Source organism: Pseudomonas sp. RL (assembly GCF_000647775.1).
GTDB classification, from domain to species: Bacteria; Pseudomonadota; Gammaproteobacteria; order Pseudomonadales; family Pseudomonadaceae; genus Serpens; species Serpens flexibilis.
On record NZ_JBOY01000026.1, the window covers coordinates 1 to 24,456 of the forward strand.

The window sequence follows — 24,456 nt, forward strand, 5'->3', positions numbered from 1 at the left end:
CAAGGAAATCAACAGCGTCGACGACCTCAAGGGCCTGAAGATCCGCATGCCGGGCCTGGGCGGCGAAGTGCTGGCCAAGCTGGGCGCGACCACCGTCAACCTGCCGGGTGGTGAAATCTTCACTTCCCTGCAGACCGGCGCCATCGACGCCACCGACTGGGTCAGCCCGTACAACGACCTGGCCTTCGGCCTGAACAAGGCCGCCAAGTACTACTACTTCCCGGCCTGGCAGGAGCCCCAGGCGCTGGTCGAGCTGCTGGTCAACAAGTCCGCCTACGAGAAGCTGCCGGCCGACCTGCAGGTTATCGTCAGCGAGGCCGCCCGCTCCGCCGCACTGGACATGATGGACGACTACACCTTCAACAACGCCAAGGCGCTGCCGGTCCTGCTGGAGCAGGGCACCGTGCTTAAGCGTTTCCCGGACGCGGTTCTGGCTGCGCTGCGTGAAACCTCCGCGCAGGTGCTGAACGAAGTGGCTGCCCAGTCCGATCTGAACACCCGCATCCATGCCTCCCAGGAAGCCTTCCTGAGCAAAATGCGTGAAACCATGCAGATCACCGAGAAAGAGCTGTACAACTGGCGCTAAGCGCCTGGGGTTGATAAAGCGGAGCCTCCGGGCTCCGCTTTTCGTTTCCGGCCCACCTGCCTTTGTGTCGTTTCCAGGCAGCTCGCGACTGAAGCCGCTCCTACGGGTTTCCCAGCGGGCCGCCATCCGACGGTTTTTTGATCCGGCCTGCAAAAAAGCATTTAAGGTTTGCCGTAATTTTGTCGCCTCTGTTAATCAAGCGAACCCGTTTTCTGGAATGCATCATGGAAATCAGTCGGTCCCTCAAGCCCGTCCAGCTCGGCACCGTGGAAACCGCAACCGCGCGCGCCCAGGCGCCGGTCGGCAAGCGCGAGCGCCAGCAGGCCGGCGAGCCGCAGATGAGTCTTGAACCTCTGCAGGAGAGCCTGAATGCGCTGCCGGACGTTGATCTGGCGCGAGTGCAGGAGATCAAACAGGCCCTGCAGTGCGGCGAAATTCCCCTCGACACCGAGGCGCTGGCCGCCAGCATCCTGGCCTATCACGGTGGTCAGCAGGCGTGAGTCAGAAGGCCAAGCTACTGGCGGTAATCGAAAGCGACATCGCCGCCGATCTCGAGGCATTCGGCCAGGTTCTGCCCCTGCTGGACGAGCTGCATGACCGACTGCTGGCGCACGACGGGCTGGCCATCGAGGCCCTCAACCGTCGCCTGGACCCCTGGCTGGCCGCCATTGCCGAGCGTGACGCACGGCGCGGCAAGATTCTCGGCGCCTTCGGCCTGTCGATGGATGCCGCGAGCATGGCACGTCTGCTGGCTGCGTACCCTGCTTCCCAGCGTGAGGCGCTGACCCGCCAGTGGCAGCGGCTGGGCGAAATCGCCCACGACTGCCGCCAGCGTAACGAGCGTAATGGCCGGCTACTGGCCATGCACAACGAAATTCTCAGCCAGCTCCTGACCGGGGCCGGCCAGGAAGCCACCGTCTACGGCCAACAGGGCTACTGACGGATTCACGGTGGCCGGCAGCATTGCTGGCCGCCAGTGACTCGCCCTCCTCCCGCGCTCCCCTACCTCTGCCTGTCAGGCTTTTGGCGCTTAAGTTCGCGTCCCGGCGGGTCGCTCTTATGGAGCAGACGAAGCAACCGGAAAGCCGGAAAGGTTTTTTCCGCCCTGCGCTGCGCCTGGGCCGGGCGGAAACTCCGTTTCTGCGGATTGGCGCGCGAACCGCGAATATTCCACACGTGGCAATTTGGCATCGTAATTGCCTGCCTACGAACCAGAGGTGCTCAGACATGACGACTTACGATTCCAACTACGCCTATACCATGGCCACTCAGCTGGCCCAGTACGACACCCAGTACAGCTATACGCGCCTGGATCGCAACAAGACCAACTACACCGCACAGCAGACCGCGCTCAACTCGCTGAGCTCGGCGCTGAGCACCTTCCAGACCAAGCTGAGCAGCCTGAACAGCATCAGCGGTTCGATCCTGCAGAACAAGGCCACGCTGAGCAGCGAGGGTTATGCCACCGCCAATGTGACCTCCAAGGCACAGGCGGGAAGCTATCAGTTCTTCGTCAAGCAGTTGGCCAGCAAGGATCAGTTCGCGTTGCAGGGGCTGAGCGACGCCACCCTGGTGGATGGCAGCGCTGCCGCTCTGGGCGGTGAGCTGACGTTGACCCAGGGCAGCGAGTCGTTCAAGGTCGATCTGAGCGATGTCACCACGCTCAGCCAGCTGGCCGGCAAGATCAATGCGGCTGCGGATAACACCGGGGTGCAGGCCACGCTGGTGCGCAGTGGTAGTGGTGCCAGCGCGACAACCAATCTGGTCTTGAGCAGCACAGAGACTGGTGCTGAGCAGGCCATCACTCTCGGCTTCGTGCCGAGTGCGGCCGGCTTCGAGCATGACGCACTACAGGACGCGCTCGTGGGGGCCAGCGCGAAGCAGAGTCTCTCCCTCGCGCAGGATGCCGAGGTCTATCTCGGTGCCGATACCAGTGGTATCAAGCTCACCAGCGCCTCCAATACCTTCTCCAACATCATCGATGGCGTCAGCCTGACCTTCACCAAGGCCCACGCCGCCGGTGACCAGGCGCTGTCCATCGACATCGCCCAGGACAACGACGGCACCAAGGCCAAGGTCCAGGAGTTCGTCGATGCCTACAACGCTCTGGCCGGCGAGCTGAATAAGCTTACCGCCAGCGGTTCGGAAGACAGCAAGCGCGGTGCGCTGGCCGGCGACGGCACGGTGCGTTCGATCAAGAGCATGATCGACAACATGATCCGCAAGGGGGTGACCGTCGACGGGCAGCAGGTTTCGCTGGTCTCCCTGGGCATCAGCAATACCCGCGAAGGCACCCTGACGCTGGACAGCGCTCGCCTGGAAAAGACCCTGGCCAGCAATCCCGGCGCGCTGGATGCGCTGTTCAAGGGTACCGGTGGCACCGACAAGGGCATCCTCGGCGGCCTGCTGGACCGTGAATCCGGCCTGGCCAAGTACACCAGCAGCGTCAATGGCATCCTCAAGAACCGCAAGGACAGCATCGCCGACTCGCTCAAGCGGGTCGAGAAGGAGCGCGAGCGCGTCGACACCCAGTACGACAACCTCTACCAGCGCTACCTGAAGCAGTACACCAACCTGGTCACCATCATGAGCCAGATGGAACAGACCTCCGGTCTGTACTTCACCTGATACGGAACCGCCATGTACCAAGAAGACACCTACGACAGCTACCGCATGGTCGACCTGGAATCCCGGGTCGCCGCCGCTTCGCCCTACGATCTGGTGCTGGTGCTGTTCGACGGCCTGCTCGACGAACTGGAGCGTATGCGTGGCCATATCGAGGCCAAGCGTTATCTGGAGAAAGGCCGGTCCGTCGAGAAATGCGTGAACATTCTCAACGGTCTGTCCAGCGCGCTGGATTTCGACAGCGGTGGCGACGTGGTGACCGGCCTGGCGCGCCTGTATGACTACATGATCTACCGGTTGACCGATGTCAGCGTGACCCTGTCCCTGGAAGGCGTCGACGAAGTGGTCGGTTTGTTGCGCGAACTGCGCGAAGGCTGGGAGGGCGTGCGTGACGCCCGCCGATGACCTGCAACGCCTGCTCGACCTGCGTGTGCGCTTCGAGCAGGTGCTGCACCGAGAGGCCTGGGACGATCTCAAGGCGGTCGATTCGGCGCTTCGCGAACTGCTGATCGACCTGCGCCGCCACCAGCCCCTCTCGAAGGAGGTGCTGGACGCCTGCCGAGATGTCCAGCAGATCCACGGCCTGGCGCTGCAGCGCTGCCAGGACGAATGTCAGCGCCTGCGCATTCTGATGAACCATTCCGAACAGCCCGCGGACGGCCCAAGTGCCTACGCCTGGGTGGAGAGCCTGCGGTGAATACAGCCACTCAACTCGGCAACGCCCAGCCGCTGGCGGGGAATCCCCTGCTGCAACAGGGTGCAGCGGCCGCAACGCCGCAACCCGCACCGTCGGCCAGTGAGCACGGTAGCCCGAATCCCGAGACCCTGCCGTTCGATGCAGAGCTTCAGGCGCTGCTCGCCACCCTGCCCGGTCTGCAGGGGGGCGAGTCCGCCGAAGGCGATGCCGCCGCCCAGGCCCCATCTCCCGCAATCCCCGCTCCAGTCGAACAGGGCCCCGAGCACGCCGAGGCGTTGCTCGGCCTGCTGTCCGCTCAGCAGCAACAGCAGGTACACGCACAGCAGGCACCCCAGGCATCCGTGAGCAAGACTGCGGCTCAGGCAGCGCGGGTGCCTGAAACGCTGCCGGGACTCCAGACCGCTGTGCCGCCGCAGGCCCCGGCTGACGCCGCGCTGCGGAATGCGCAGCCCCTGCCGGCGCAGTCGATGCCGGCGCAACAGCTTGCCGACGGGCCGGGCCCGGTCGCACTGCGAGCTGAGTCATTCATGGTCTTGGGCAGCAGCGAAGGCGCAGGTCCGCTGGAACCACTGCATTCGGCGGCCGCAGTGCGTGCGCCTGCTGACGCAGCACCCGTACCGGGCGCCGGTGCACCGGCTGGCGCAGCCTCCGAACGCCTGCTCCGGCTCGAGGGCAACGACGCGCAGCGAGGCGAACAGATGATGCAGGCCTTGCGCAATAGCGTCCAACTGCAGGTCCAGCAGAACCAGCAGGTGGCCACCATTCGTCTCGACCCGCCGGAGCTGGGCAGTCTGGAGATCCAGGTCAGCCAGGAATCCGGACGAATTAGCATTCAAATCAGCGCGGCCCAGGCCGATACCCTGAGATTGCTGCAGCAAACCAGTGACCGGCTGCGCCACGAACTGCTCAACCAACAGTTCGTGCAGGTTAGCGTGCAGGTGGGTGGCGAAGGTCACTCGGGGCAACAGTCGCGCCAGAACCAGGGAGGTTCCGGTGAGGCGCTGGTGCTTGGCAATCCGCTGCAGGACATCGGCGATGCCAGTTCGCACGCAGCGCCTCGCGACGTGCTGGCCACGGTTTGATGCCTTCCGTTCCATTGCAAGAGAAAGAATATGTCGTCCCGCGTTGTCGTCTCGCTCCTGGTGCTGAATATCCTGCTGGTCGTTGGCGGCACCGCCGTGAATTTCTTCTGGAAGAAACCCATCGCTGATTTCTTTGCTGCGGCGGGAGAGACGAATGGCGCAGTACGTCCTGATCCGGTAGACCTTTCCAAATTCCAGTTTCTGAACGTGGAAAAGATCTACGTAAACCTGCGGGGCAACCAGCGCGAGCACTATATGGTGATCGACCTGGCTGTACAGGTCAGCGCCAAGATCGACAAGAAGGAGCTCCAGCAGTTCGCGCCGGTGGTGCGTAATTCGGTCGTCGCACGCTTGTCCGGCATGCGTTACGAGGTGGTGCGCAGTCTGAGCATCGCGGAGCTGCAGCTACTGCTCGAAGAGGCACTCCGTCATGACATTGTCGAACGTAACCTGCGGGTGTCCTTCGAACACCTCCTGGTCAACAAGTTGCTGGCCCAGTAGCCATGAACGCCTCCTGCGCTGCCGAACCCGTCCTTCGTCACGAGCCCTCACCGATGCTCGCGCCGCAGGAAGAGCAGCGCTGGCTGTTGCGCTATCTGCCGCTGGTCAAGCGCATTGTCAGTCAGCTGTCGCTGCAGGCCAGCTCGGCACTGGATCGCGAAGACATGGAGCAGATTGGCCTGTTGGGGCTGCTCGACAGCCTGCGTCGCTATGGCGAGCCGGATGAGGGCTTTGCGCGCTTCGCCAGCCTGCGGGTGCGAGGTGCCATCCTCGACGAACTGCGCCGCCAGGACTGGCGGCCGCGGCCGGTGCGCCAGCAGACCCACAAGCTGCGCGATGCCGTGCGCGAGCTGACCCGCCGGCTGGGCCGCGAGCCCACCGACGAGGAAGTCATTACCCATACCGGTTTGAGCGAGGAGGCCTACCAGAACTATCTGGTTGACCTGTCCTGCGAAGCCATCGAAAGCCTCGATGGCCTGCTGCAGGCTGGCCAGGAAAGTCGCTTCGGCGATAACGGATTCGAGGAGCAGGTGCAGCGCGAGCGTCTGCTGGCCCAGGTATTGGGTCTGCTGCCGGAGCGCGAGCAACTGGTCCTCACCCTCTACTACCAGCACGAGCTCTCCCTCAAGGAGATCGCGCTGGTTCTGGAACTCAGCGACGCACGCATCTGCCAGCTGATCAAGCAGGCCATCCAGCGCGCCTGCGCCTTGTTGAACGAGCCTAACAAGCCCTAACCAGTCGAGCCCGTCATGCAGAAGATACTTGGATCCCTCATCATCGTTGCCTGTGTTCTCGGTGGCTACGCACTGGCCAACGGCGAACTGGCGATGCTCTGGCAGCCGGCGGAAATGCTGATCATCGTGGGTGCCGCACTCGGCAGCCTGGTGGTCGGCAATCCCAAGGAAGTGCTGATCGAAATGGCCAAGCAGGCCAAGGGCGTGGTCGTCTACAAGCGCCGTGGCGAAGAGTTCCAGCGCCAGTTGCTGATGCTCCTCTACGAACTGCTGGAAATGGTCGAGATCGGCGGTCTTAAGGTGCTCGACGAACACATCGAGGCGCCCGAGCAGAGCAGCGTGTTCGGCAAGTACCCGATGATCATCGCCGAGCCCAACCTGATGGCCTTCATCGCCGACAACTTCCGCCTGATGGCCATGGGCAAGATCAGCGCTCACGAACTGGAAGGCTTCCTCGAGCAGGAACTGGAGGCCATGGAGGAAGCCCTGCTGCTGCCGTCCCGCTCGCTCAACCAGGTGGCCGAGGCGATGCCCGGCTTCGGTATTCTCGCGGCGATCATGGGCATCATCATCACGATGGGCAACATCGGCGGCTCGGTGGCCGAAGTGGGTGCGCACGTGGCCGCCGCGCTGGTTGGTACGTTCCTCGGCATCTTCTTCTGCTACTGCGTGATGCAGCCGCTGGCCAACGCCATGACCCAGCGCATTCGCACCGAGATCTCGGCGCTGGAATGCGTGCGTACCACCCTGGTCGCCCACGTCGCTGGCAAGCCCACCCTGTTGTCGGTGGACGCCGGCCGCAAGCTGATCGAGCAGGACGTCAAGCCCGCCTTCAGCCAGCTGGAAGCCTGGGTCAACCGCTATGAAGAAGAGCGGGACGCGGCATGAGCCTGAAAAAGAAGCGGGAGGGCGAGAAGGAAATTGTCGTCAGGCGGCGCAGCAAGAAAGGCCACGGCGAAGCCCACAGCGGTGCCTGGAAGGTCGCCTTCGCCGACTTCACCCTGGCGATGATGGCTTTGTTCATGGTGCTGTGGATCATCAACCCCAGCAAATCCTCCGCGCCGATCACCGCCGAAGACCCGGTCAGCAACCCCCTGATGGAAGGCATGATCAACATCTTCGACGGTTTCGATGCACCGGTGGAGCTGGAAGCCAGGCCCTCGCAGCCGGAACCGCAGCCCGAGCCGAAAAAGGCCGACGAAGCCACCGAGGAGCCGATTCCCAGCAAGATCTACCGCACCCGTCAGGAGCTGGAGCAGCTGGCCGAGCTGATTGACGTACTGTCCGGCAAGCTGGACGCGCTGACGAACCTGGAGGTGGCGGTGGTGCCGCAGGGGCTGCGCATCCTGATCAAGGATGACGAACAGCGCTACATGTTCGAGCGCGGCAGCGCCAAGCTGAATCCACACTTCAAGACCTTGCTGGGCAACCTGGCAGAGGTTCTTTCCAAGGTGGAAAATCGCATCATCATCAGCGGCCACACCGACGCCATCCAGTACCGGCGCAGCGCGCTGTACAACAACTGGAACCTGTCCGGTGACCGCGCCCTGGTGGCCCGCAATGTCCTGGTGCAGTCCGGCCTGCCGGGCGAGCGCATCCTGCAGGTCACCGCCCTGGCCGATGTGATGCCGCTTAATCCGCTGGAGCCCACCGATGGGATCAACCGCCGCATCGAGCTGCTGTTGCTGACCGAGCGGGCCGAGGTGCTGTACCGCGAGCTGTTCGGCGAGGCCTATCCGCAGGCGAAGCTGAATCGCCAGCTGGCGCCGTCCGGTACGTAAGCGATCGACGCTGTTCCGGCCGGCGGCTGGCTTACCCCCACCGCCGGCTGGAAATCACCCGAAGCGGCAGCCACGCATGCTCTCTCCGTAGGAGCGACTTCACTCGCGAGCGTCTGGGTTCGGCCGCACCTAAGGCGGCTCAGGTTGTAGGGTGGACAACGCTTTGTTTGTCCACCGTTATGCGGCGCCCTCGGGCGGCCAGAAAAACGCTGACCGCCCTACGCCCTACAGGTGCGCCGCGCACGTGGCCAGCAGGGGCGTCAGGGCCAGCAGGCCGCCCAGTTTCACCCAGTTCGGCAGCGTACGGCGCCTGCTCCTGACCGGGGTGGCAGAAGGCGGCACGCTCGGCGCGGGTAGCGCCTCCTCCCCTGTCTCCGGTTCGATGAACTCCGGATTGAACAGATAGCCACGACGCGGCAGGGTCTGGATGATGTTCCGCCCCTTCTCGTCGCCGAGAAGCTGCCGCAGCACATAGATCTGCTGGTTCAGGCTGCCCTGGCTGACCACACGGTCAGTCCAGCCGTACTCGAGCAACTCCTCGCGGGTGACCACCTCGCCCGGGCTGCGCAGCAGGCGTTCCAGCACGCGGCTGCCCGCGTAACCCAGTTCAATGCGTTGGTCGCTCCCCTGAGGACGCAATTGGTATTGGCGCGCCTGGAAAAGGAGACGGCAGTCACCCTGGCCGGTACGCAGGCGGATGACTTCGCGAGTCGATTGGCTTTGAGGGATCATGGCAATGAAGGACTGTCAGTGATGGAGGCGTCAAAAAAACCGTGAACTGCGTCGGTGAGTGACTTTTTGCAAGGTTCGTTCCGGGCGGTTGCCAGTCCCCTGTGGCCGGGTGACGAAAGGCGGCTTCTGCGAAGCGGGTCACAAATCGCCGGCCAATAAAAAACCCCGCCGAAGCGGGGTTTTTTTGCCAGTACCGAACCCTCTGCAGCGGGTCCGGTATGACGGTGGCGCTTAGCCCAGCAGGGACAGGGCCAGGCCGCCCATCTGGCTGGTTTGCTTAAGCATGGCGACGCTGGACTGCATCAGCATGTTCTGCTTGGTCATCTTGGTCGACTCGGCGGCGAAGTCGGTGTCCATGATGCGGCCCATGGCGGTGTTGGTGTTGTCGGCCATGTTGGCCAGGTTGTTGATGGTGTGGTTAAGGCGGTTGATGTTGGCACCCAGGGCGCCACGAGCGGTGCCCACGTCGGCTAGCAGATCGTCCAGAGTATCGATCATGGTATTGGCAGCAGCCAGGGTGTTGATGGCACCCGAGGCGCCGCCAATCACGGTGTTGCTTGTGATATCACCGATCTGCGTGGATACGTCGACATCGGTACTCTCAGCAGTAGAAGAGCCAATCTGCAGAGTGAGTGCAGTACCCAACTTGGCAGTAGCGCCCGAGAAGAGCGGGTTGTCCGCACCGTAGCTGGTATTGCTGATGATGTTCTCCAGCTCGGCGGCCAATTCGGTGAACTCAGCATCCAGCGCTGCACGGTCGTCGTCGCTGTTGGTGCCGTTGGCGGACTGGCTGGCCAGGTCCTTCATGCGCAGGACAATGTTGCTGAACTCGTTCAGTGCGCCTTCGGCGGTCTGCAGCAGGGAAATGCCGTCCTGGGCGTTGCGCTGGGCAACCGACTGGCCGCGAGCCTGGGCGTTCAGGCGGGTGGCGATCTGCAGGCCGGCGGCGTCGTCAGCGGCGCTGTTGACACGGAAGCCAGTACCCAGACGCTGCTGGCTGACACCCAGAGCGGTGTTGGACTTGGCCATGTTGGTCTGGGTCAGCAGAGCGGCGTAGTTGGTATGAATCGAGATGGCCATGTTGGGCCTCCTTCAAAGAAATCTGTCTTTTGGAAAGCTGGCTTCGATTGCCTGCTAATCCCTCAAGGCGACGCTTTCGCGAGGAGGCTTAAATGTTTTTTGAAAATAATTGCAGATGGCTATCACGGTGGCGCCGCGCACTTCACCTGTAGGGGCTCGCGGACAATTCGCTCCCGGTCGGCTTATTCCCCACCCATGGCAAAATTCGGCAGCCGATCCACCGGCTGGGTGAAGGCGAACGGAATGGATTCCAGCGCCATGCCGACGTTGCGTTGGATGACGAAGTGCAGGTGCGGGCCGGTGCTGTTGCCGGTATTGCCGGAGCGGGCGATGGGTTGGCCCTGGGCGACCCGCTGGCCCTCGCGCACGCGCACCGAGCCCTGTTGCAGATGCAGGTAGACGCCCATGGTGCCGTCGTCATGGAGGATGCGGACGTAGTTGCCGGACGGATTGCCGGCCCGGCCGCTCTGATGGTTTTCCAGGCTGACCACCACGCCGGCACGGGCGGTCAGAATCGGCGTGCCGACGGGCATGGCGATGTCCACCGCATGGCGGCCCTTGGGGGTGAAGTGGCTGTAGCGACCGTTCGGCCCCTGTGACAGGCGAAACGGTCCGCCCAGCCAGGGCAGCGGGTAGCGGCTCTGGGTCGGCAGCAGCCGTGGATCGCCCAGCACATGGCGCAGGCGCGGGGTATAGCTCGGCGGCCGGGCGGGATCACGGGGCGCCAGGGTGAGCAGGCGGATATGGCTGCGTGGCGGCAGGATCCAGCGAATGGGCTGGTCCGGTACGCCAACGGCGTTGTCGACGTCTTCCAGGCTGAGCTCGATCTGCACCGGCGCATACATCTCGTTGTGCACCCGCAGGGTTTCGCCGGCTGCGTGACGGCTGATGTCCAGATGGACCCGCGACTCCAGCCGCTCCTCGACCTCGTCGTTCAGCCGCAGCACGGCCGCGCCGGGAACGGCGCGGTCACTGTAGGTGACCACGCCGGCGGCGTCGGTGTACTTATAGACCGTCAGGCTGCTGGCCTGGGCGGCGGTGCCTAGCAGAGCGGCGGCGATGACGAACAGGCGAAGCGGCATGGCATCGGCAGGGTGCAAGGGGGCGAGCCGAGAGACTAGCGAGGCCGCTGTTCGATGGCGACAGGCAGGGTGTCAGGCTGTGAAGGGCTCGGCTTTACGGAGCGCCGTCGCGGACAAGTCCGCTCCCGCGAAGCGCGGCCTGCGCGCACTTGTGGGAGCGGACTTGTCCGCGAGCCCTTTGGGCAGACGCCTCAGCCGCCCGGCACGAAATGCCGCTGGGCGGTGCCGCGGGCGATCTGCCGGGACAGGTACTCGAGCTTCTGTGGATCGCTGTCCACGAAGCGCACGATGAGTTGCAGCCACTCGCTGGTAGGCTTGGGCTCGGCGGCGGCAATGGCGTGCACGTAGCCGTTCAGACGGGCCACGTCGTTGTCCTCGCCGTGCTGCAGGTCCAGCACGGCGCTTTCCAGAACCTGTGGCACCAGTCCAGCGCGGTTGATCAGCAGCGAGGCATCCTTGAGGCTGAGGGCCTTGATCAGGCAGGGCAGCGTGCCGCCGGACAACCGCAGCTGGCCACGCGAGCGGTTATTGGCGGGTTTGGCGGGCTCGGCTGCCCTGGGGGCCGGTTTCGGCCTGGGTGCGGGGTCCGCAGGGGCGGCTGCCATGGGGGGAGCCTCGACAGCAGGCTCCACCGCGATCGTGCTGGCGGCAGGCGCAGAGGATGCTGCCGCGCGTCCCGCGGTCAGCGTGCTGACGGAGTCATTGGCGAGGGTGCTGGTAAAGCTGGGCGCGGCCTGGGAGTGCAGATCATCGAGACGGCCAGTGCTTTGCAGGGCCTTCTTGACCTTGGAAAGCAGTTGCTCGCTGGTGAAGGGCTTGCCGATGTAGTCGCTGACCCCAGCCTGTACGGCCTGAACCACATTGCTCTTGTCGCCACGGCTGGTGACCATGATGAACGGGGTTTTCTTGAGCCCCTCTTCGCTGCGGCACCAGTTGAGCAGGTCGAGGCCGGACATCTCCGGCATTTCCCAGTCGCAGAGAATCAGGTCGACGCTGTTGCGGCTGAGAAATTGCTGCGCCTTGCGCCCGTTGGCGGCTTCTTCGACGCGAATTCCCGGGAAATGGACGCGCAGACCCTTCTTAACCAGATCGCGGATGAACGCGGCATCATCCACTATGAGAACACTGACTCTGCTCATCGGCCCTTCCTTCAACTCGTGGGGGCAAGCATAGCGCCCTCTAATAGCCAAACGCCATGACTGTCGACGGAAGGCTGGAGGCATGGCCTGGCGCTTTGCACGATAAGCGTGCGCCCCGCTGGTTTCAGCGTATCGGCAGACTGCCCGTTCGCTTTAGGCGTTCGCGCCGGATGGCTGGCGGACAGGTGGGCTCATGTCAAATCGCCGACCAATGGGCGAGCAGCTGCGGCAGTTGATCGAGACGGCTGATCTGCGCGTCGGGCGCGGCCTCGCCCTGCCAGGCGAGGCCGCGCGGGTTGTACCAGATGGCGCCCAGGCCGGCGGCCCGGGCGCCCTGGATATCGTCCAGTGGATGATCACCCACGTGTACCGCCTCGCCGGGCGCCACCCCGGCGCGACGCAGCGCCTCGCGAAACGGTAGCGGGTCGGGTTTGCCCACGCCAAGCTCCTCGGCACACAGGGCGAACTGGAAATAATCGGCCAGGCCCAGGCGGCGCACATCCGCATTGCCGTTGGTCAGCACGGCCAGCCGGTAACGGTTGGCCAACACTTCAAGGGTCGGGTGAACGTCAGGGAAGAGGCTGACCCGGTGCCGCGCGGCCAGGAACACCTGGAAGGCCTGCTCGGCCAGCTCGCGGGCTTCCTCGTCCTCATAGCCTGCATTGCGCAGGGCGCGCAGCAGTACGCGGCGGCGCAGCTCGCTGATGCGGTGCTTGAGCGGTGGCTCGGCGGCGACCAGTTCGGACCGGATGTGCCACAGCTGCTCGACCTCCGCTTCGCCGATGCGCGGTGCGGCGCCGAGCAGCCACTCGCGCAGCGCGGTCTCGGCGCTTTCCAGCACCGGGGCGACTTCCCACAGGGTGTCGTCAAGATCGAAGGTGATCAGTTGAATGCTCATGGCTTGTCACTGCTGCGGCGCCTGGCGCGGGGATGACTGCTGTCGTAGACCTTGGCCAGGTGCTGGAAATCCAAATGGGTATAGATCTGCGTGGTGCCGATGTCGGCGTGGCCGAGCAGCTCCTGCACGGCGCGCAGATCCTGGGACGATTCCAGCAGGTGGCTGGCGAAGCTGTGGCGCAGCATGTGCGGATGCAGGTGCTGGCCAAGCGTCCGGACACCGGCCTGGCGCATCTGCTGGCGAACCACGCGCGGGTGGATGCGTGCACCGCGCACGCCGATGAACAGCGCATTGTCCTGTGGCGCCAGCTGCGCTCGCTCACGCAGCCACACGCGCAGCGCTTCGCGGGCCTGCCGGCCGACCGGCAGCACACGGGTCTTGTTGCCCTTGCCGGTGACGCGCACCAGGCCGGCGTCCAGATCCAGGTCGGCAAGTTCCAGGCCGACCAGCTCACCCAGGCGCAGGCCGGAGGAATACAGCAGTTCGAGCATGGCGTGGTCGCGACGGGCGACGGCGTCGTCGCCCACTGTTGCGTCCAGCAGTTGCATGGCGCGGTCGGTATCCAGCGTGCGCGGCAGGCGACGTTCGCCCTTGGGGGGCGACAGGCCGACCGCCGGGTCATGGCGGCAGCGCCCTTCGCGCAGCAGGTAGCGGTAAAGGCCGCGCACGGCCGACAGGAGTCGGGCCAGGCTGCGTCCGGACAGGCCCTGGCCGTGCAGCTCGGCCAGCAGCAGACGCAATTGCTGCGGCGTCAGCGAGGCCCAGTCCGCAACTCCCTGTTGCGCACACCAGGCGAGCACCTTGCCGAGGTCACGGCGGTAGCCGTCCAAGGTATGCGCCGACAGCTGGCGCTCGCTGCGCAGCTGTTCGAGGTAGGTGTCGAGGTCGGTTTGCATGGGGCGTCACCGGTGGGAGCGGACTGGTCCGCGAGCTCTTCTTGCAGGCCGCATCCAAGAGCTCGCGAATGAATTCGCTCCCACGGTTCGGGTCAGCGCACCTGGCGCAGCGGCGAGGCGCAGCGCGGCAGCACGCGGGCCAGCACTTCGGCGACGTAGCCGAGGAACAGGGTGCCCAGCGAGCTCTTGTAGTGCTGCGGGTCGGGGCTGCCGATGGCCAGCACGCCCAGCTGGCCCTGGTTGCCCAGGCCGATGACGGCGGCGGAGCCGATCTGCCCGCTGTCTTCGCCGAACAGGAATTCCAGCTCGTCGGGGCGCAGGGCGCCGCAGGTGGCGCGGCCGGCGTTCAACAGCCCGCCGATGGCCTGCTGGGCCTGGGCGAGCGGCATGACGCGGCCGACATCGCAGGGCGTGTCGCGAAACAGCACCAGGCTGACGTAGGGCACCTGGAAATCATGGCGCAGGCTGTCTTCCACGGCGCTGACCAGGTCCTCGAGGCTGCCGGCGTCCAGCAGGGCGAGCACCAGTCGCTTGCTCTTGTCGAACAGGCGGTCGTTGTCGCGCGCCACGTCCATCAGCTGGTTCAACCGCTGGCGCAGCTCGATGTTGCGCTCGCGCAGCAGCCGGACCTGGCGCTCGACCAGCGACACCGCCTGGCCGGGCTGGTGGGGAATGCGCAGCTCGGGGATCAGCTCCTCGAAGTCGACGAAGAACTCGGGATGCTGGCGCAGGTACTGGGCGACGGCGTCGGCATCGAGGGTCGGGAGCTGTTCGGTCATAGGCGGATCTGTCCTTCGTAAACACGCACGGCGGGGCCGGTCATGATCACCGGGCGGCCGGGGCCGGCCCATTCGATGCTCAGACGTCCGCCGGGCAGTTCGAGTTGCACGGGCGACTCCATCCAGCCCTGGCGAATGGCTGCGACAGCAGCGGCGCAGGCGCCCGTGCCGCAGGCCTGGGTTTCCCCGGCACCGCGCTCCCAGACGCGCAGGCGCGCCTGGTGACGGTCTACGACCTGCAGGAAACCGACATTCACCCGCTGCGGAAAGCGCGGGTGGTGCTCCAGCTTCGGACCCAGCGCATGCACCGGGGCGGTGTCGACATTGTCGACCCGCAGCACGGCATGCGGATTGCCCATGGAAACCGCGGCCAGCTCCACTTCATGGCCGTCGACCTCGACGCGGTAGCTCAGCGCCTCGGCCTCGGCCTGGAAAGGAATCTGCGCCGGCGCCAGGCGCGGCGCGCCCATGTCGACGCTGATCTGGCCATCGGAGTGCACGCGCAGCTCGATGATGCCGCTCTTGGTTTCCACGCGGATGCGCCGCTTGCTGGTCAGGCGCTTGTCCAGCACGAAACGGGCGAAGCAGCGGGCGCCATTGCCGCACTGCTCCACCTCCGAGCCGTCGGCGTTGAAGATCCGGTAGCGGAAATCCACGTCCGGGTCGCTGGGCGGCTCGACGATCAGCAGCTGGTCGAAACCGATGCCGGTATGCCGGTCGCCCCACGCCTTGGCGTGCTTGGGCTGGATGTGCGCGTGCTGGCTGACCAGGTCGAGGACCATGAAGTCGTTGCCCAGGCCATGCATCTTGGTGAAGCGCAGCAGCATGCGATGACCTCAGTTGGGCAGCAGGCTTTCGCCGGCGAACAGCTCGGTCAGGGTTTCACGGCGGCGCACTTCATGGACCTGTTCGCCATCCACCAGCACCTCGGCGGCGCGGCCGCGGGTGTTGTAGTTCGAACTCATCACGAAACCGTAGGCACCAGCGGAGCGCACGGCCAGCAGGTCGCCTTCGGCCAGGGCCAGCTCGCGGTCCTTGCCGAGGAAGTCGCCGGTCTCGCAGATCGGTCCGACGATGTCCCAGGGTTGCGGCTGCGCGTCACGCTTTTCGACCGGTACGATGTCCATCCAGGCCTGGTACAGGGCCGGGCGGATCAGGTCGTTCATCGCCGCGTCGATGATGGCGAAGTTCTTGTGGTCGGTGCGCTTGAGGAATTCCACGCGGGTCAGCAGCACGCCGGCGTTGGCGACGATGGAGCGGCCCGGCTCGAAGACCAGGGCCAGGTCGCGGCCGGCGATGCGCTCGCGCACCGCGGCGATGTAGTCCCCGGCCAGCGGCGGCTGCTCGTCGCGATACTGCACGCCCAGGCCACCGCCCAGGTCCAGGTGGCGAATGCGGATGCCGCGTTCGGCCAGGCGGTCGATCAGCACCAGCAGGCGATCCAGCGCATCCAGGAACGGCGACAGGTTGGTCAGCTGGGAGCCGATGTGGCAGTCCACGCCGATGATTTCCAGGTTCGGCAGCTCGGCGGCGCGAGCGTAGACGGCCTCGGCCTTGGCGATGTCGATGCCGAACTTGTTTTCCTTGAGACCGGTGGAAATGTACGGGTGGGTGCCGGCGTCGACGTCCGGATTCACACGCAGGGAGATCGGCGCGCGCTTGCCCAGGCTGGCGGCCACGTCCTGCAGGCGTTCGAGTTCTTCGGCGGATTCGACGTTGAAGCAGTGCACGCCTACGTCCAGGGCGCGGCGCATATCCTCGCGGCTCTTGCCGACCCCGGAAAACACGATCTTGCCCGGCTCGCCGCCGGCGGCCAGCACGCGCTCCAGTTCACCGCGCGAGACGATATCGAAGCCGGCGCCCAGGCGCGCCAGCACGTTCAGCACGCCCAGGTTGGAGTTGGCCTTGACGGCGAAGCACACCAGATGCGGCATTCCGACCAGCGCATCGGCGTAGGCGCGATATTGGGCCTCGATGTGGGCGCGGGAATAGACATAGGTGGGGGTGCCGAAGCGCTCGGCGATGGCGGGCAGAGCCACGCCTTCCGCGAACAGTACGTTGTCGCGGTAGTTGAAGGGTTGCATGCAGCCTCCTGGGCTGACCGGGCCCGCGTGCCGGGCTCCGGGCTCTAGAATTCGAACCGGTCCTTGCTGTGCCCGGCGTTTGGCTCGTCCGGGTGGTACAGGGGACCCTTCTGACCGCAGCCACTGAGACCCACGCTGAACACGAAGAGCACCAGGAGCGATGGCAACAGGCGCTTCATGGCGAAAATCCTTGTAAAAGCGGTGATTGCGCCGGAGTATACCGGCCCCCCGGCAGCTTGCCTATGCGCCGCTCCGGGACTTGCCGGCGCGCGGGGCACTCGCCATCCTTGCCGGTATTTGAGGAGAGTGCCATGACGCTGAGTGAAGCCCGTTTCCACGATCTGGTCGACAGCCTGCAGCAGGATGTCGAGGATGTTTTCGACGACAGTGGCCTGGACGTCGACTTGGAAAACAGCAACGGTGTGCTCACCGTGCGCTTCGAGAACGGCAGCCAGCTGATCCTCAGTCGCCAGGAGCCGCTGCGCCAGCTCTGGGTGGCGGCCCGCTCCGGTGGTTTCCATTTCGACTACGACCAGATCAGCGAGCGCTGGATCTGCGACACCAGTGGTGAGCGGCTGGGCGAGTTGCTGAGCCGCGTGGTTAGCGAGCAGGCGGGCGAGGCGCTGGGCTTCGACGCCCTGTAACCCGGTCCTCTTGCTTATTTGCCCGGCTATGGTAGGTTCAGTCCGGTACGCAAACCCCGCCTTCCAGGCTGTGTGACACTGCGCATACGACGCATCGGCCGATCCGGCCTTATCTTCGCTTGCTCGCTCACACTGCCGCTTCGGCGGGGTTTTTGCTTTTCCGTGTTTTGCAATCGAACAACCAAGGAGTCAGCAGCAGGCCATGAGCAGCACACCCTCGATTACCGTCACTCGCCTCGATATGCAGCGTCTGGAAAAGCTGCTGGACAGTCTGGAGGATTACACCCCGGCCGCCGAGGCGCTGGAGGCGGAGCTGTCGCGCGCCACGGTGGTCGGCCACGATGAGGTGCCGGCGGGGGTGGTGACCATGAATTCCCGCGTGCATTGCCGCGAGGAGAGCACTGGCAAGGACTATCACCTGACCCTGGTCTACCCGCAGAACGCCGGCAAGGAAGGCACCGTGTCGGTGCTGGCGCCAGTGGGCACCGCGTTGCTCGGCCTGACCACCGGTCAGAAGATCGAGTGGCCGGCGCCCGGCGGCAAGACCCTCACGCTGACCCTGCTGGAAGTCGAGTACCAGCCGGAAGCGGCGGGCGACTATCAGTTGTAGGTAACTCGTTCGCTCCCGCAGGGCCGACCGCTGGTGGAAGCGGACTTGTCCGCGAGCCTTTCGTGCAGGCCACGCCCAGAAGCTCGCGAATGAATTCGCTCCCACCGGCCCTTAGCCGGGGCCGTTTTTCCTGGACGTGGACTTGTCCGCGCGCTCTTCGTGCAGGCCCCACATCATCGTTCAGCCTCGCGTGCTGCCGCCCTGCAGGTCACGCATCAGCAGGGCGTACTGCAGGTCGACGCTTTCCGGTACCGGCAGGTACAGGGTGTGGCCATCGCCCGGCGCCACGTCGCGGCGCTGGCCCTGGGCATCTTCCAGGGCCTCGAGGGTGAAGTTCAGGTTGCCCTGCGGAGTCATCAGTTCCAGCCGGTCACCGGGGGCGAAACGGTTCTTCACCTTCACCTCGGCCAGGCCGTTCCGGCGCTCGCCGGTCAGCTCGCCGACGAACTGCTGGCGCTCGGACAGCGAGAAGCCGCGCTCGTAGTTCTGGTATTCGTCATGCACGTGACGGCGCAGGAAGCCTTCCGTGTAGCCGCGGTGCGCCAGTGACTCCAGGGTATCCATCAGCGACTTGTCGAACGGCCGGCCGGCGACCGCGTCGTCGATGGCCTGGCGGTACACCTGTGCGGTGCGCGCCACGTAGTAGTGGCTCTTGGTGCGGCCCTCGATCTTCAGCGAGTGCACGCCCATCTTTACCAGGCGCTCGATGTGCTGCACGGCGCGCAGGTCCTTGGAGTTCATGATGTAGGTGCCGTGTTCGTCCTCGGTGGCCTCCATGAACTCGCCGGGGCGGGTCACGTCCTCGAGCAGGAACACCTCATCGGTTGGCGCGCCGACCCCCAGGGTCGCATTGGCCGGCTGCACGGCGATCGGTTCGTACTGGTGCACCACCTCGCCCAGCTCGTTTTCCTTGGCCTCGTGGGTCTTGTACTCCCAGCGGCAGGCGTTGGTGCAGCTGCCCTGATTGGGGTCGCGCTTGTTGATGTAGCCCGACAGCAGGCAACGGCCCGAATAGGCCATGCACAGCGCGCCATGCACGAATACCTCCAGCTCCATGCCGGGCACCTGCTCGCGGATCTCGCCGATCTCCTCCAGCGACAGCTCGCGGGACAGGATCGCTCGGGTCAGCCCCTGGCGGCGCCAGAACTCCACGCTGGCCCAGTTCACCGCGTTGGCCTGCACCGACAGGTGTACATGCATATGCGGGAAGTGCTCGCGCACCAGCATGATCAGCCCCGGGTCGGACATGATCAGTGCGTCCGGCCCCATCGCCACCACCGGCTCCAGATCCTTGATGAAGGTCTTCAGCTTGGCGTTGTGCGGCGCGATGTTGACCACCACATAGAACTGCTTGCCCTGGGCATGGGCCTCGGCGATGCCCAGCGCCAGGTTGGCGTGGTCGAACTCGTTGTTGCGTACCCGCAGGCTGTAGCGCGGCTGACCCGCATACACCGCATCGGCGCCGTAGGCGAAGGCGTAGCGCATGGACTTGAGCGTCCCGGCGGGGGACAGCAGCTCGGGGCGGAAGGTCTGGGACATCGGGCGACGGCTCGGGTAAACGTGGAGGGCCGGCATTTTACCCGCTTTTCCGAGTGGCGTACCGGGGCATTCGGTCGGCGACCTGAGGCGAGTCGGGTTGGGTGCGGAGCTGGCTAGGCCGTGCAGGTTGCGGGTAGAGGTTCGCGGACAGGTCGCTGCCACGGGTTCGTGCCATGCTGAGCCGGCGCGCTTCGTGGTCCACCTCTGGCCGGGCGACCTTAGGTGGGCGCACCTCGGCGGTCCCCCCTAGGCGGGCCCCCAAAAGCTCGGGAATGAATTCGCTCCTAGAGGTGTGACCATCCCGCCATTCCGACTGGCGGTGTTTGCCGGTATGTTCGGCGTCTGTTCCCGTCGATACCGTGTCCATGCAGCCCCTCGCCCATCCCCTGCCCGCCAGCCTGACCCTGCTCGCCGCGCTGTACGTCGCCCAGGGCCTGCCCTCCGGGCTGATGGCCCACGCCCTGCCGGTGCTGTTGCGCCAGCAGGGTGTCGACCTGGCGCTGATCAGTCTGCTCAAGCTGCTGGCGCTGCCCTGGTTGCTCAAGGTGCTGTGGGCGCCGTGGATCGACCGCCTGGGCGGCTCGCCGCTCGGCCATCGGCGCGGCTGGATCCTGCCCCTGCAGGCCGGCGTGGCGTTACTGCTCATCGTGCTGGCCTGGCTGCCCCAGGCGCAGCTGTTCGGCCCCTGGCTGCCGCTGCTGCTCGGCCTGCTGCTGCTGATCAACCTGGCGGCGGCCACCCAGGACGTGGCGACCGACGGGCTGACCGTGCGCCTGCTGCCGGAGCGCTGGCGCGGCCTGGGCAACAGCCTGCAGGTGGGTGGCTACAAGGTCGGCATGCTGGCCGGCGGCAGCGGCCTGCTGCTGGTGGCCGATGATCTGGGCTGGCGCTGGACGCTGCTCGGTCTGGGCCTGCTGGTGCTGCTGCTGCTGATCCCGCTGCTGCGCTTTCCCGAGCGTCGCGTGCTGCCGTTCCACGCCGAGTGCGCCGAGCCGGCCGGTGTGACCCTGCCCTGGCGCCACTACCGCGGCCTGCTGGCGCTGCCGGGCATGGGGCTGTGGCTGCTGGTGCTGCTCAGCTTCAAGCTCGGCGATGCGCTGGGCTCGCCGATGATCAAGCCGATGCTGGTCGACCAGGGCTGGGGCGCGGCGGCGCTCGGGCAGCTCACCCTTCTCAGCAGCCTGCTCGGCATCGGCGGCGCGCTGGCGGGGGGCTGGCTGTACGGCCGAATCGGCGTCCTGCGTGCCTTGCTGCTCGGTGGTCTGCTGCAGGCCATCGGGATCGCCGGCATGGCCTTGCTGATCGGTCAGGCCGAGGTGGCGTCAGTGTATGCCATCGCGCTGTTCGAACAGTTCGCCGACGGCCTGTCCACGGTGGTGCTGTTCGCCGCAATGATGCGCCAGTGCCGCCCGGAGCATGAAGGCGCCGACTTCACCCTGCAGGCCTCGGTGCAGTTGCTGCTCGGCGGGATCGTGGGCGCGTTCAGTGGCGTGCTGGCCAAGCTGCTGGGCTATCCGGGACTGTTTCTGCTGGCCGGCGGGCTGGGGGTGATGGCGCTGGGCGTGGTGCTGGCGGCCCGGGGGCCGCTGCGTGGGGGGCTGGTGGACAAGGAAAGCGTTGTCCACCCTACGTGACTGACTTACCGAGGGCCGTTGCGTGGGGGCCTGGTGGGCAAGAAAAACGTTGTCCACCCTACGTGACTGGCCGTGGCGGCGTATGAGGGCCGGTTGCCCCGGCTATTTGTAGAGCGGACTTGTCCGCGAGCTTTCGTGCTGGCCGCACCAAGTGCTCGCGACTGAAGTTGCTCCTACAGGTTCTGGGACCCGCTGCGCTCCGCCTTGCGCCACACGCTGGCCAGCCAGGGCTGCTGGTCGCGGGGCAGGCCGGCGGGGCGGTAGTAGTGCTCCAGTTCCTCGAAGCCGGCGGACGTCAACAGCGTTCGCCAGTGCGGCCAGTCGTGCCAGACGCCGTAGCGCTCGCCCTGCCAGCCTTCCTCGTTGTGCCCGCGTGGATTGGAGCTGAACAGCACACCGCCGGGCTTCAGGCTGTCACGCAGTTCCGTAAGCACGCGGGGCAGCTCGGCGCCGGGGATGTGAAACAGCGATGCATTGGCGAAGATGCCATCGAAGCGTTCGGCGGGCAGATCGAGGGCCAGGAAATCCTTCTGCCAGATCTCGCAGCCGCTGGCCTGGCGGGCCAGGTCGACAAACGCGGCGCAGCCGTCCAGGCCGATCGGCAGGTGGCCCAAGGCCTTGAAGGTGAGCAGATCACGGCCCGGGCCGCAGCCGAAATCGAGGATCGCCAGCCCCGGTCGCGCCGGCAGGTGGCGCAGCAGCGCCTGGATGTTCTGGCTGACATCGTGGTCGCGGGTGCCGGCCTCGAAGGCCTGGGCGTTGCGCTGGTAGTGGGCGAGGGTGCGGCGGCTGGCGTCGTTCATCGCTTCAGCATGGCACGGATGCCGGCCAGCGCGTCGTTGCCCCGTGCGGCCTTCACTTCCTTGGGCGCTTCCTCCAGGCCTTCCCACTCCAGGTCTTCCTGGGGCAGTTCGTCGAGGAAGCGGCTGGGCAGGCAGTCGATGATCTCGCCGTACTGCTTGCGCTTGGCGGCGAAGGTCATCGCCAGGTTCTGCCGGGCGCGGGTGATGCCCACGTAGGCCAGGCGGCGTTCCTCCTCGATGGTGTCGGCCTCGATGCTCGAACGGTGCGGCAGCAGCTCCTCCTCCATGCCCATGATGAACACGTAGGGGAACTCCAGGCCCTTGGAGGCATGCAGGGTCATCATCTGCACGCCGTCGGCGCCCTCTTCCTCTTCCTGCTGGCGCTCCAGCATGTCGCGCAGCACCAGCTTGCCGATGGCCTCCTCGATGGTCATCTCACCGTCCTCGTCCTTCTCCAGCGTGTTCTTCAACGCGTCGATCAGAAACCAGACGTTGCCCATGCGGTAGTCGGCGGCCTTGTCGCTGGAGCTGTTGCCGCGAATCCAGCCTTCGTAGTCGATGTCCATGACCATGCCGCGCAGCGCCTCGATCGGATCGTCCTCGGCGCACTGCTGGCGCAGCTTGTCCATGTAGCGCTTGAAGCGGCTCAGGCGCTCGGTGTAGCGGCTGTCCAGGCGTTCGCCCAGGCCGATCTCCTCGCAGGCGGCGTACATGGAGATGCCCCGTTCGGTGGCGTAGTTGCCGAGTTTTTCCAGGGTGGTCGAGCCGATCTCCCGGCGCGGCACGTTGATTACGCGCAGGAAGGCGTTGTCATCGTCCGGGTTGACCAGCAGGCGGAAGTAGCTCATCAGGTCCTTCACTTCCTGGCGGGCGAAGAAACTGGTGCCGCCGGACAGTCGGTAGGGAATCTGGTGGTGCTGCAGCTTGAGCTCCATCAGCTTGGCCTGGAAGTTGCCCCGATAGAGGATGGCGAAATCGCTGTACGGCCGCTGGGTGCGCAGGTGCAGGGTGAAGATCTCCAGGGCGATGCGCTCGGCCTCGGCCTCCTCGTTCTTGCAGCGAATCACGCGGATCGGATCGCCGTGGCCCATCTCCGACCACAGCTGCTTCTGGAACACGTGCGGGTTGTTGGCGATCAGCACGTTGGCGCACTTGAGGATGCGGCTGGTGGAGCGGTAGTTCTGCTCGAGCATCACCACCTGCAGCGACGGGAAATCCTCCTTGAGCTGCATGAGGTTCTCCGGGCGCGCGCCGCGCCAGGCGTAGATCGACTGGTCGTCGTCGCCCACCACGGTGAAGTGCGCGCGCTCCTGCACCAGCAGCTTGACCAGCAGGTACTGGCTGGCGTTGGTGTCCTGGTATTCGTCCACCAGCATGTAGCGCACGCGGTTGCGCCATTTCTCCAGCACCTCGGGATGGTCCTGGAACAGCTTCACCGGCAGCAGGATCAGGTCGTCGAAGTCCACCGCGTTGTACGCCTTGAGCGTGCGCTGGTAGTGCATGTAGACGATGGCCGCGGTCTGCTCCCGCGGGTTGCGGGCAGTGGCCAGCGCCTCCTCGGGCAGGATCAGGTCGTTCTTCCAGGCGCCGATGTAGCTCTTGATCTCGTCGACACCATCGTCGCCGGAATACTCCTTCTGCATGATGTCGCCGAGCAGCGCCTTGATGTCGCCCTCGTCGAAGATCGAGAAGCCCGGCTTGTAGCCCAGCTTCAGGTATTCCTTGCGGATGATGTTCAGGCCCAGGTTGTGGAAGGTCGACACCGTCAGGCCCTTGCCCTCGCCGGGCTTGAGCAGGGTGGCGACGCGCGCCTTCATCTCGCGGGCGGCCTTGTTGGTGAAGGTCACCGCCACGATGTACTGGGCGCGAATACCGCATTGCTGGATCAGGTAGGCGATCTTGCGGGTGATCACGCTGGTCTTGCCGGAGCCGGCGCCGGCCAGCACCAGCATCGGCCCGCCGATGTAATGCACCGCTTCCTGCTGTCGGGGGTTGAGTCGTGACATGGATCGCGCCCTGGAACCGAAAGCGGCCGATTCTAACAGGGGTGGGCAGAGACGGATTGGTCCGGGCGGCGGAACGGCTTAGACTACCCGGCAGGGCGTAATGCCATTATGGTTTTTTCAGGATCGAGACGAGCCGAAGAAATGCGTAAGTTCAGCCGCTTTCCGTTCATCAAAGGGATGCGAATCGATGTGCGTGATCCTGCCCGCAATGTATCGCTGGGCTACGCTGCCGACGTTTCGCTGGGTGGGTTGCGCCTGATTGGCGAGGAGACGTTCACTGCCGGGGAGCAGTACGAGATCGTGCTGGAGGTGCCCAAGAACGACTTGACGCCCGAGCAGCAGATCCCGCTCACGGTGATCTGCCAGTGGACGCGAAAGAATTTTCGCCGTGGCTACGAGCAGGGCCTGCGGGTGCTGGAGCCTTCGCGGGCGTTCGAGAACCTGGTGAAAAGCCTCAGCCACAGCCTGGGGCTGTCGGAAACCAGCCTGCCGAAGCGGCGCGTCTGAGCGCCGCCGGTCGGCTG

General features: G+C 65.3%; 27 protein-coding genes and 1 pseudogene. 15 read left to right on the forward strand and 13 right to left on the reverse strand.

Going from position 1 to position 24,456, the window contains the following annotated elements; all coding sequences use genetic code 11:
• From dctP to AS93_RS0105320, 11 genes are all read left to right on the forward strand, one after another.
• Positions 1-586: TRAP transporter substrate-binding protein DctP (gene dctP, locus AS93_RS0105270; RefSeq protein WP_027589629.1), on the forward strand; the 586-nt coding region annotated here is incomplete at its 5' end.
• A 224-nt stretch (positions 587-810) separates the two neighbouring features.
• Positions 811-1,086 carry a flagellar biosynthesis anti-sigma factor FlgM gene (flgM, locus tag AS93_RS0105275; RefSeq protein ID WP_027589630.1) on the forward strand — a complete coding sequence of 92 codons (276 nt, stop codon included), beginning with the start codon at positions 811-813 and terminating at the stop codon, positions 1,084-1,086.
• The gene (locus tag AS93_RS0105280) at positions 1,083-1,526 is read left to right on the forward strand and encodes a flagellar protein FlgN (RefSeq protein WP_027589631.1); all 444 of its coding nucleotides are present in this window, start codon (positions 1,083-1,085) and stop codon (positions 1,524-1,526) included. The genes flgM and AS93_RS0105280 overlap by 4 nt, the downstream gene beginning before the upstream one ends.
• Positions 1,527-1,813: 287 nt before the next feature.
• Positions 1,814-3,214, forward strand: a complete 1,401-nt coding sequence (gene fliD, locus AS93_RS0105285; protein WP_027589632.1) for a flagellar filament capping protein FliD — start codon at positions 1,814-1,816, stop codon at positions 3,212-3,214.
• 12 nt (positions 3,215-3,226) lie between these two features.
• Complete coding sequence (gene fliS / locus AS93_RS0105290) at positions 3,227-3,616, forward strand: flagellar export chaperone FliS (RefSeq protein ID WP_027589633.1); 390 nt, start codon at positions 3,227-3,229, stop codon at positions 3,614-3,616.
• Positions 3,600-3,908, forward strand: coding sequence for a hypothetical protein (locus AS93_RS0105295; protein ID WP_027589634.1), 309 nt, complete (start codon positions 3,600-3,602; stop codon positions 3,906-3,908). Before fliS ends, AS93_RS0105295 begins: the two co-directional genes overlap by 17 nt.
• Positions 3,905-4,990 (forward strand): flagellar hook-length control protein FliK, encoded by a 1,086-nt coding sequence (locus AS93_RS20170; RefSeq protein ID WP_162172917.1) that lies wholly within the window; start codon positions 3,905-3,907, stop codon positions 4,988-4,990. Before AS93_RS0105295 ends, AS93_RS20170 begins: the two co-directional genes overlap by 4 nt.
• Before the next feature lie 30 nt (positions 4,991-5,020).
• The gene (locus AS93_RS0105305) at positions 5,021-5,491 is read left to right on the forward strand and encodes a flagellar basal body-associated FliL family protein (RefSeq protein ID WP_027589635.1); all 471 of its coding nucleotides are present in this window, start codon (positions 5,021-5,023) and stop codon (positions 5,489-5,491) included.
• A gap of 2 nt (positions 5,492-5,493) precedes the next feature.
• A complete protein-coding gene (locus AS93_RS0105310; RefSeq protein WP_027589636.1) occupies positions 5,494-6,225 on the forward strand; it encodes a FliA/WhiG family RNA polymerase sigma factor in 732 nt (243 codons plus the stop codon).
• 15 nt (positions 6,226-6,240) lie between these two features.
• On the forward strand, positions 6,241-7,113 hold the full coding sequence (gene motA / locus AS93_RS0105315; RefSeq protein WP_027589637.1) for a flagellar motor stator protein MotA: 873 nt from the start codon (positions 6,241-6,243) through the stop codon (positions 7,111-7,113).
• Positions 7,110-8,006 carry an OmpA family protein gene (locus AS93_RS0105320; RefSeq protein WP_027589638.1) on the forward strand — a complete coding sequence of 299 codons (897 nt, stop codon included), beginning with the start codon at positions 7,110-7,112 and terminating at the stop codon, positions 8,004-8,006. The genes motA and AS93_RS0105320 overlap by 4 nt, the downstream gene beginning before the upstream one ends.
• 390 nt (positions 8,007-8,396) lie before the next feature.
• On the opposite strand, the pseudogene AS93_RS18770 reads toward AS93_RS0105320, so the two are convergent.
• The 10 genes and pseudogenes from AS93_RS18770 to AS93_RS0105370 all read right to left on the reverse strand — a co-directional run.
• A pseudogene (locus AS93_RS18770) lies at positions 8,397-8,738 on the reverse strand (winged helix-turn-helix domain-containing protein); the annotation flags it as partial.
• Between the two features lie 231 nt (positions 8,739-8,969).
• Entirely contained in the window at positions 8,970-9,818 is an 849-nt protein-coding gene (locus tag AS93_RS0105330) for a flagellin (RefSeq protein ID WP_027589639.1), read from the reverse strand.
• Between the two features lie 182 nt (positions 9,819-10,000).
• The gene (locus tag AS93_RS0105335; protein ID WP_037008591.1) at positions 10,001-10,900 is read right to left on the reverse strand and encodes a M23 family metallopeptidase; all 900 of its coding nucleotides are present in this window, start codon (positions 10,898-10,900) and stop codon (positions 10,001-10,003) included.
• A gap of 191 nt (positions 10,901-11,091) precedes the next feature.
• Positions 11,092-12,039 (reverse strand): response regulator, encoded by a 948-nt coding sequence (locus AS93_RS0105340; RefSeq protein ID WP_027589641.1) that lies wholly within the window; start codon positions 12,037-12,039, stop codon positions 11,092-11,094.
• Between the two features lie 196 nt (positions 12,040-12,235).
• Complete coding sequence (locus AS93_RS0105345) at positions 12,236-12,937, reverse strand: HAD family hydrolase (RefSeq protein ID WP_027589642.1); 702 nt, start codon at positions 12,935-12,937, stop codon at positions 12,236-12,238.
• On the reverse strand, positions 12,934-13,833 hold the full coding sequence (xerC, locus tag AS93_RS0105350; protein ID WP_027589643.1) for a tyrosine recombinase XerC: 900 nt from the start codon (positions 13,831-13,833) through the stop codon (positions 12,934-12,936). Before xerC ends, AS93_RS0105345 begins: the two co-directional genes overlap by 4 nt.
• Positions 13,834-13,925: 92 nt before the next feature.
• Entirely contained in the window at positions 13,926-14,612 is a 687-nt protein-coding gene (locus tag AS93_RS0105355; RefSeq protein ID WP_027589644.1) for a DUF484 family protein, read from the reverse strand.
• The gene (gene dapF / locus AS93_RS0105360) at positions 14,609-15,439 is read right to left on the reverse strand and encodes a diaminopimelate epimerase (protein ID WP_027589645.1); all 831 of its coding nucleotides are present in this window, start codon (positions 15,437-15,439) and stop codon (positions 14,609-14,611) included. Before dapF ends, AS93_RS0105355 begins: the two co-directional genes overlap by 4 nt.
• Before the next feature lie 9 nt (positions 15,440-15,448).
• Entirely contained in the window at positions 15,449-16,696 is a 1,248-nt protein-coding gene (gene lysA, locus AS93_RS0105365; RefSeq protein ID WP_027589646.1) for a diaminopimelate decarboxylase, read from the reverse strand.
• 44 nt (positions 16,697-16,740) lie between these two features.
• Positions 16,741-16,875 carry a lipoprotein gene (locus AS93_RS0105370; protein WP_027589647.1) on the reverse strand — a complete coding sequence of 45 codons (135 nt, stop codon included), beginning with the start codon at positions 16,873-16,875 and terminating at the stop codon, positions 16,741-16,743.
• 132 nt (positions 16,876-17,007) lie between these two features.
• Here AS93_RS0105370 and cyaY point away from each other — a divergent pair, with 132 nt between their 5' ends.
• Positions 17,008-17,340 (forward strand): iron donor protein CyaY, encoded by a 333-nt coding sequence (gene cyaY, locus AS93_RS0105375; RefSeq protein WP_027589648.1) that lies wholly within the window; start codon positions 17,008-17,010, stop codon positions 17,338-17,340.
• 202 nt (positions 17,341-17,542) lie between these two features.
• Positions 17,543-17,950, forward strand: coding sequence for a nucleoside diphosphate kinase regulator (gene rnk / locus AS93_RS0105380; protein ID WP_027589649.1), 408 nt, complete (start codon positions 17,543-17,545; stop codon positions 17,948-17,950).
• Positions 17,951-18,130: 180 nt separating this feature from the next.
• Here rnk and yegQ read toward each other — a convergent pair whose 3' ends face one another.
• Entirely contained in the window at positions 18,131-19,489 is a 1,359-nt protein-coding gene (yegQ, locus tag AS93_RS0105385) for a tRNA 5-hydroxyuridine modification protein YegQ (protein ID WP_027589650.1), read from the reverse strand.
• Positions 19,490-19,854: 365 nt separating this feature from the next.
• Between yegQ and AS93_RS18775 the strand changes: the two genes are divergently transcribed.
• Positions 19,855-21,123 carry an MFS transporter gene (locus tag AS93_RS18775; protein WP_051587346.1) on the forward strand — a complete coding sequence of 423 codons (1,269 nt, stop codon included), beginning with the start codon at positions 19,855-19,857 and terminating at the stop codon, positions 21,121-21,123.
• Between the two features lie 173 nt (positions 21,124-21,296).
• Here the strand turns inward: AS93_RS18775 and AS93_RS0105395 are convergent, their stop codons facing one another.
• Both AS93_RS0105395 and rep read right to left on the reverse strand, forming a co-directional pair.
• Complete coding sequence (locus AS93_RS0105395; RefSeq protein ID WP_027589651.1) at positions 21,297-21,926, reverse strand: class I SAM-dependent methyltransferase; 630 nt, start codon at positions 21,924-21,926, stop codon at positions 21,297-21,299.
• Complete coding sequence (rep, locus tag AS93_RS0105400) at positions 21,923-23,932, reverse strand: DNA helicase Rep (RefSeq protein ID WP_027589652.1); 2,010 nt, start codon at positions 23,930-23,932, stop codon at positions 21,923-21,925. Before rep ends, AS93_RS0105395 begins: the two co-directional genes overlap by 4 nt.
• Before the next feature lie 141 nt (positions 23,933-24,073).
• Between rep and AS93_RS18780 the strand changes: the two genes are divergently transcribed.
• Positions 24,074-24,439 carry a PilZ domain-containing protein gene (locus AS93_RS18780; protein ID WP_051587347.1) on the forward strand — a complete coding sequence of 122 codons (366 nt, stop codon included), beginning with the start codon at positions 24,074-24,076 and terminating at the stop codon, positions 24,437-24,439.
• Positions 24,440-24,456 lie beyond the last annotated feature (17 nt).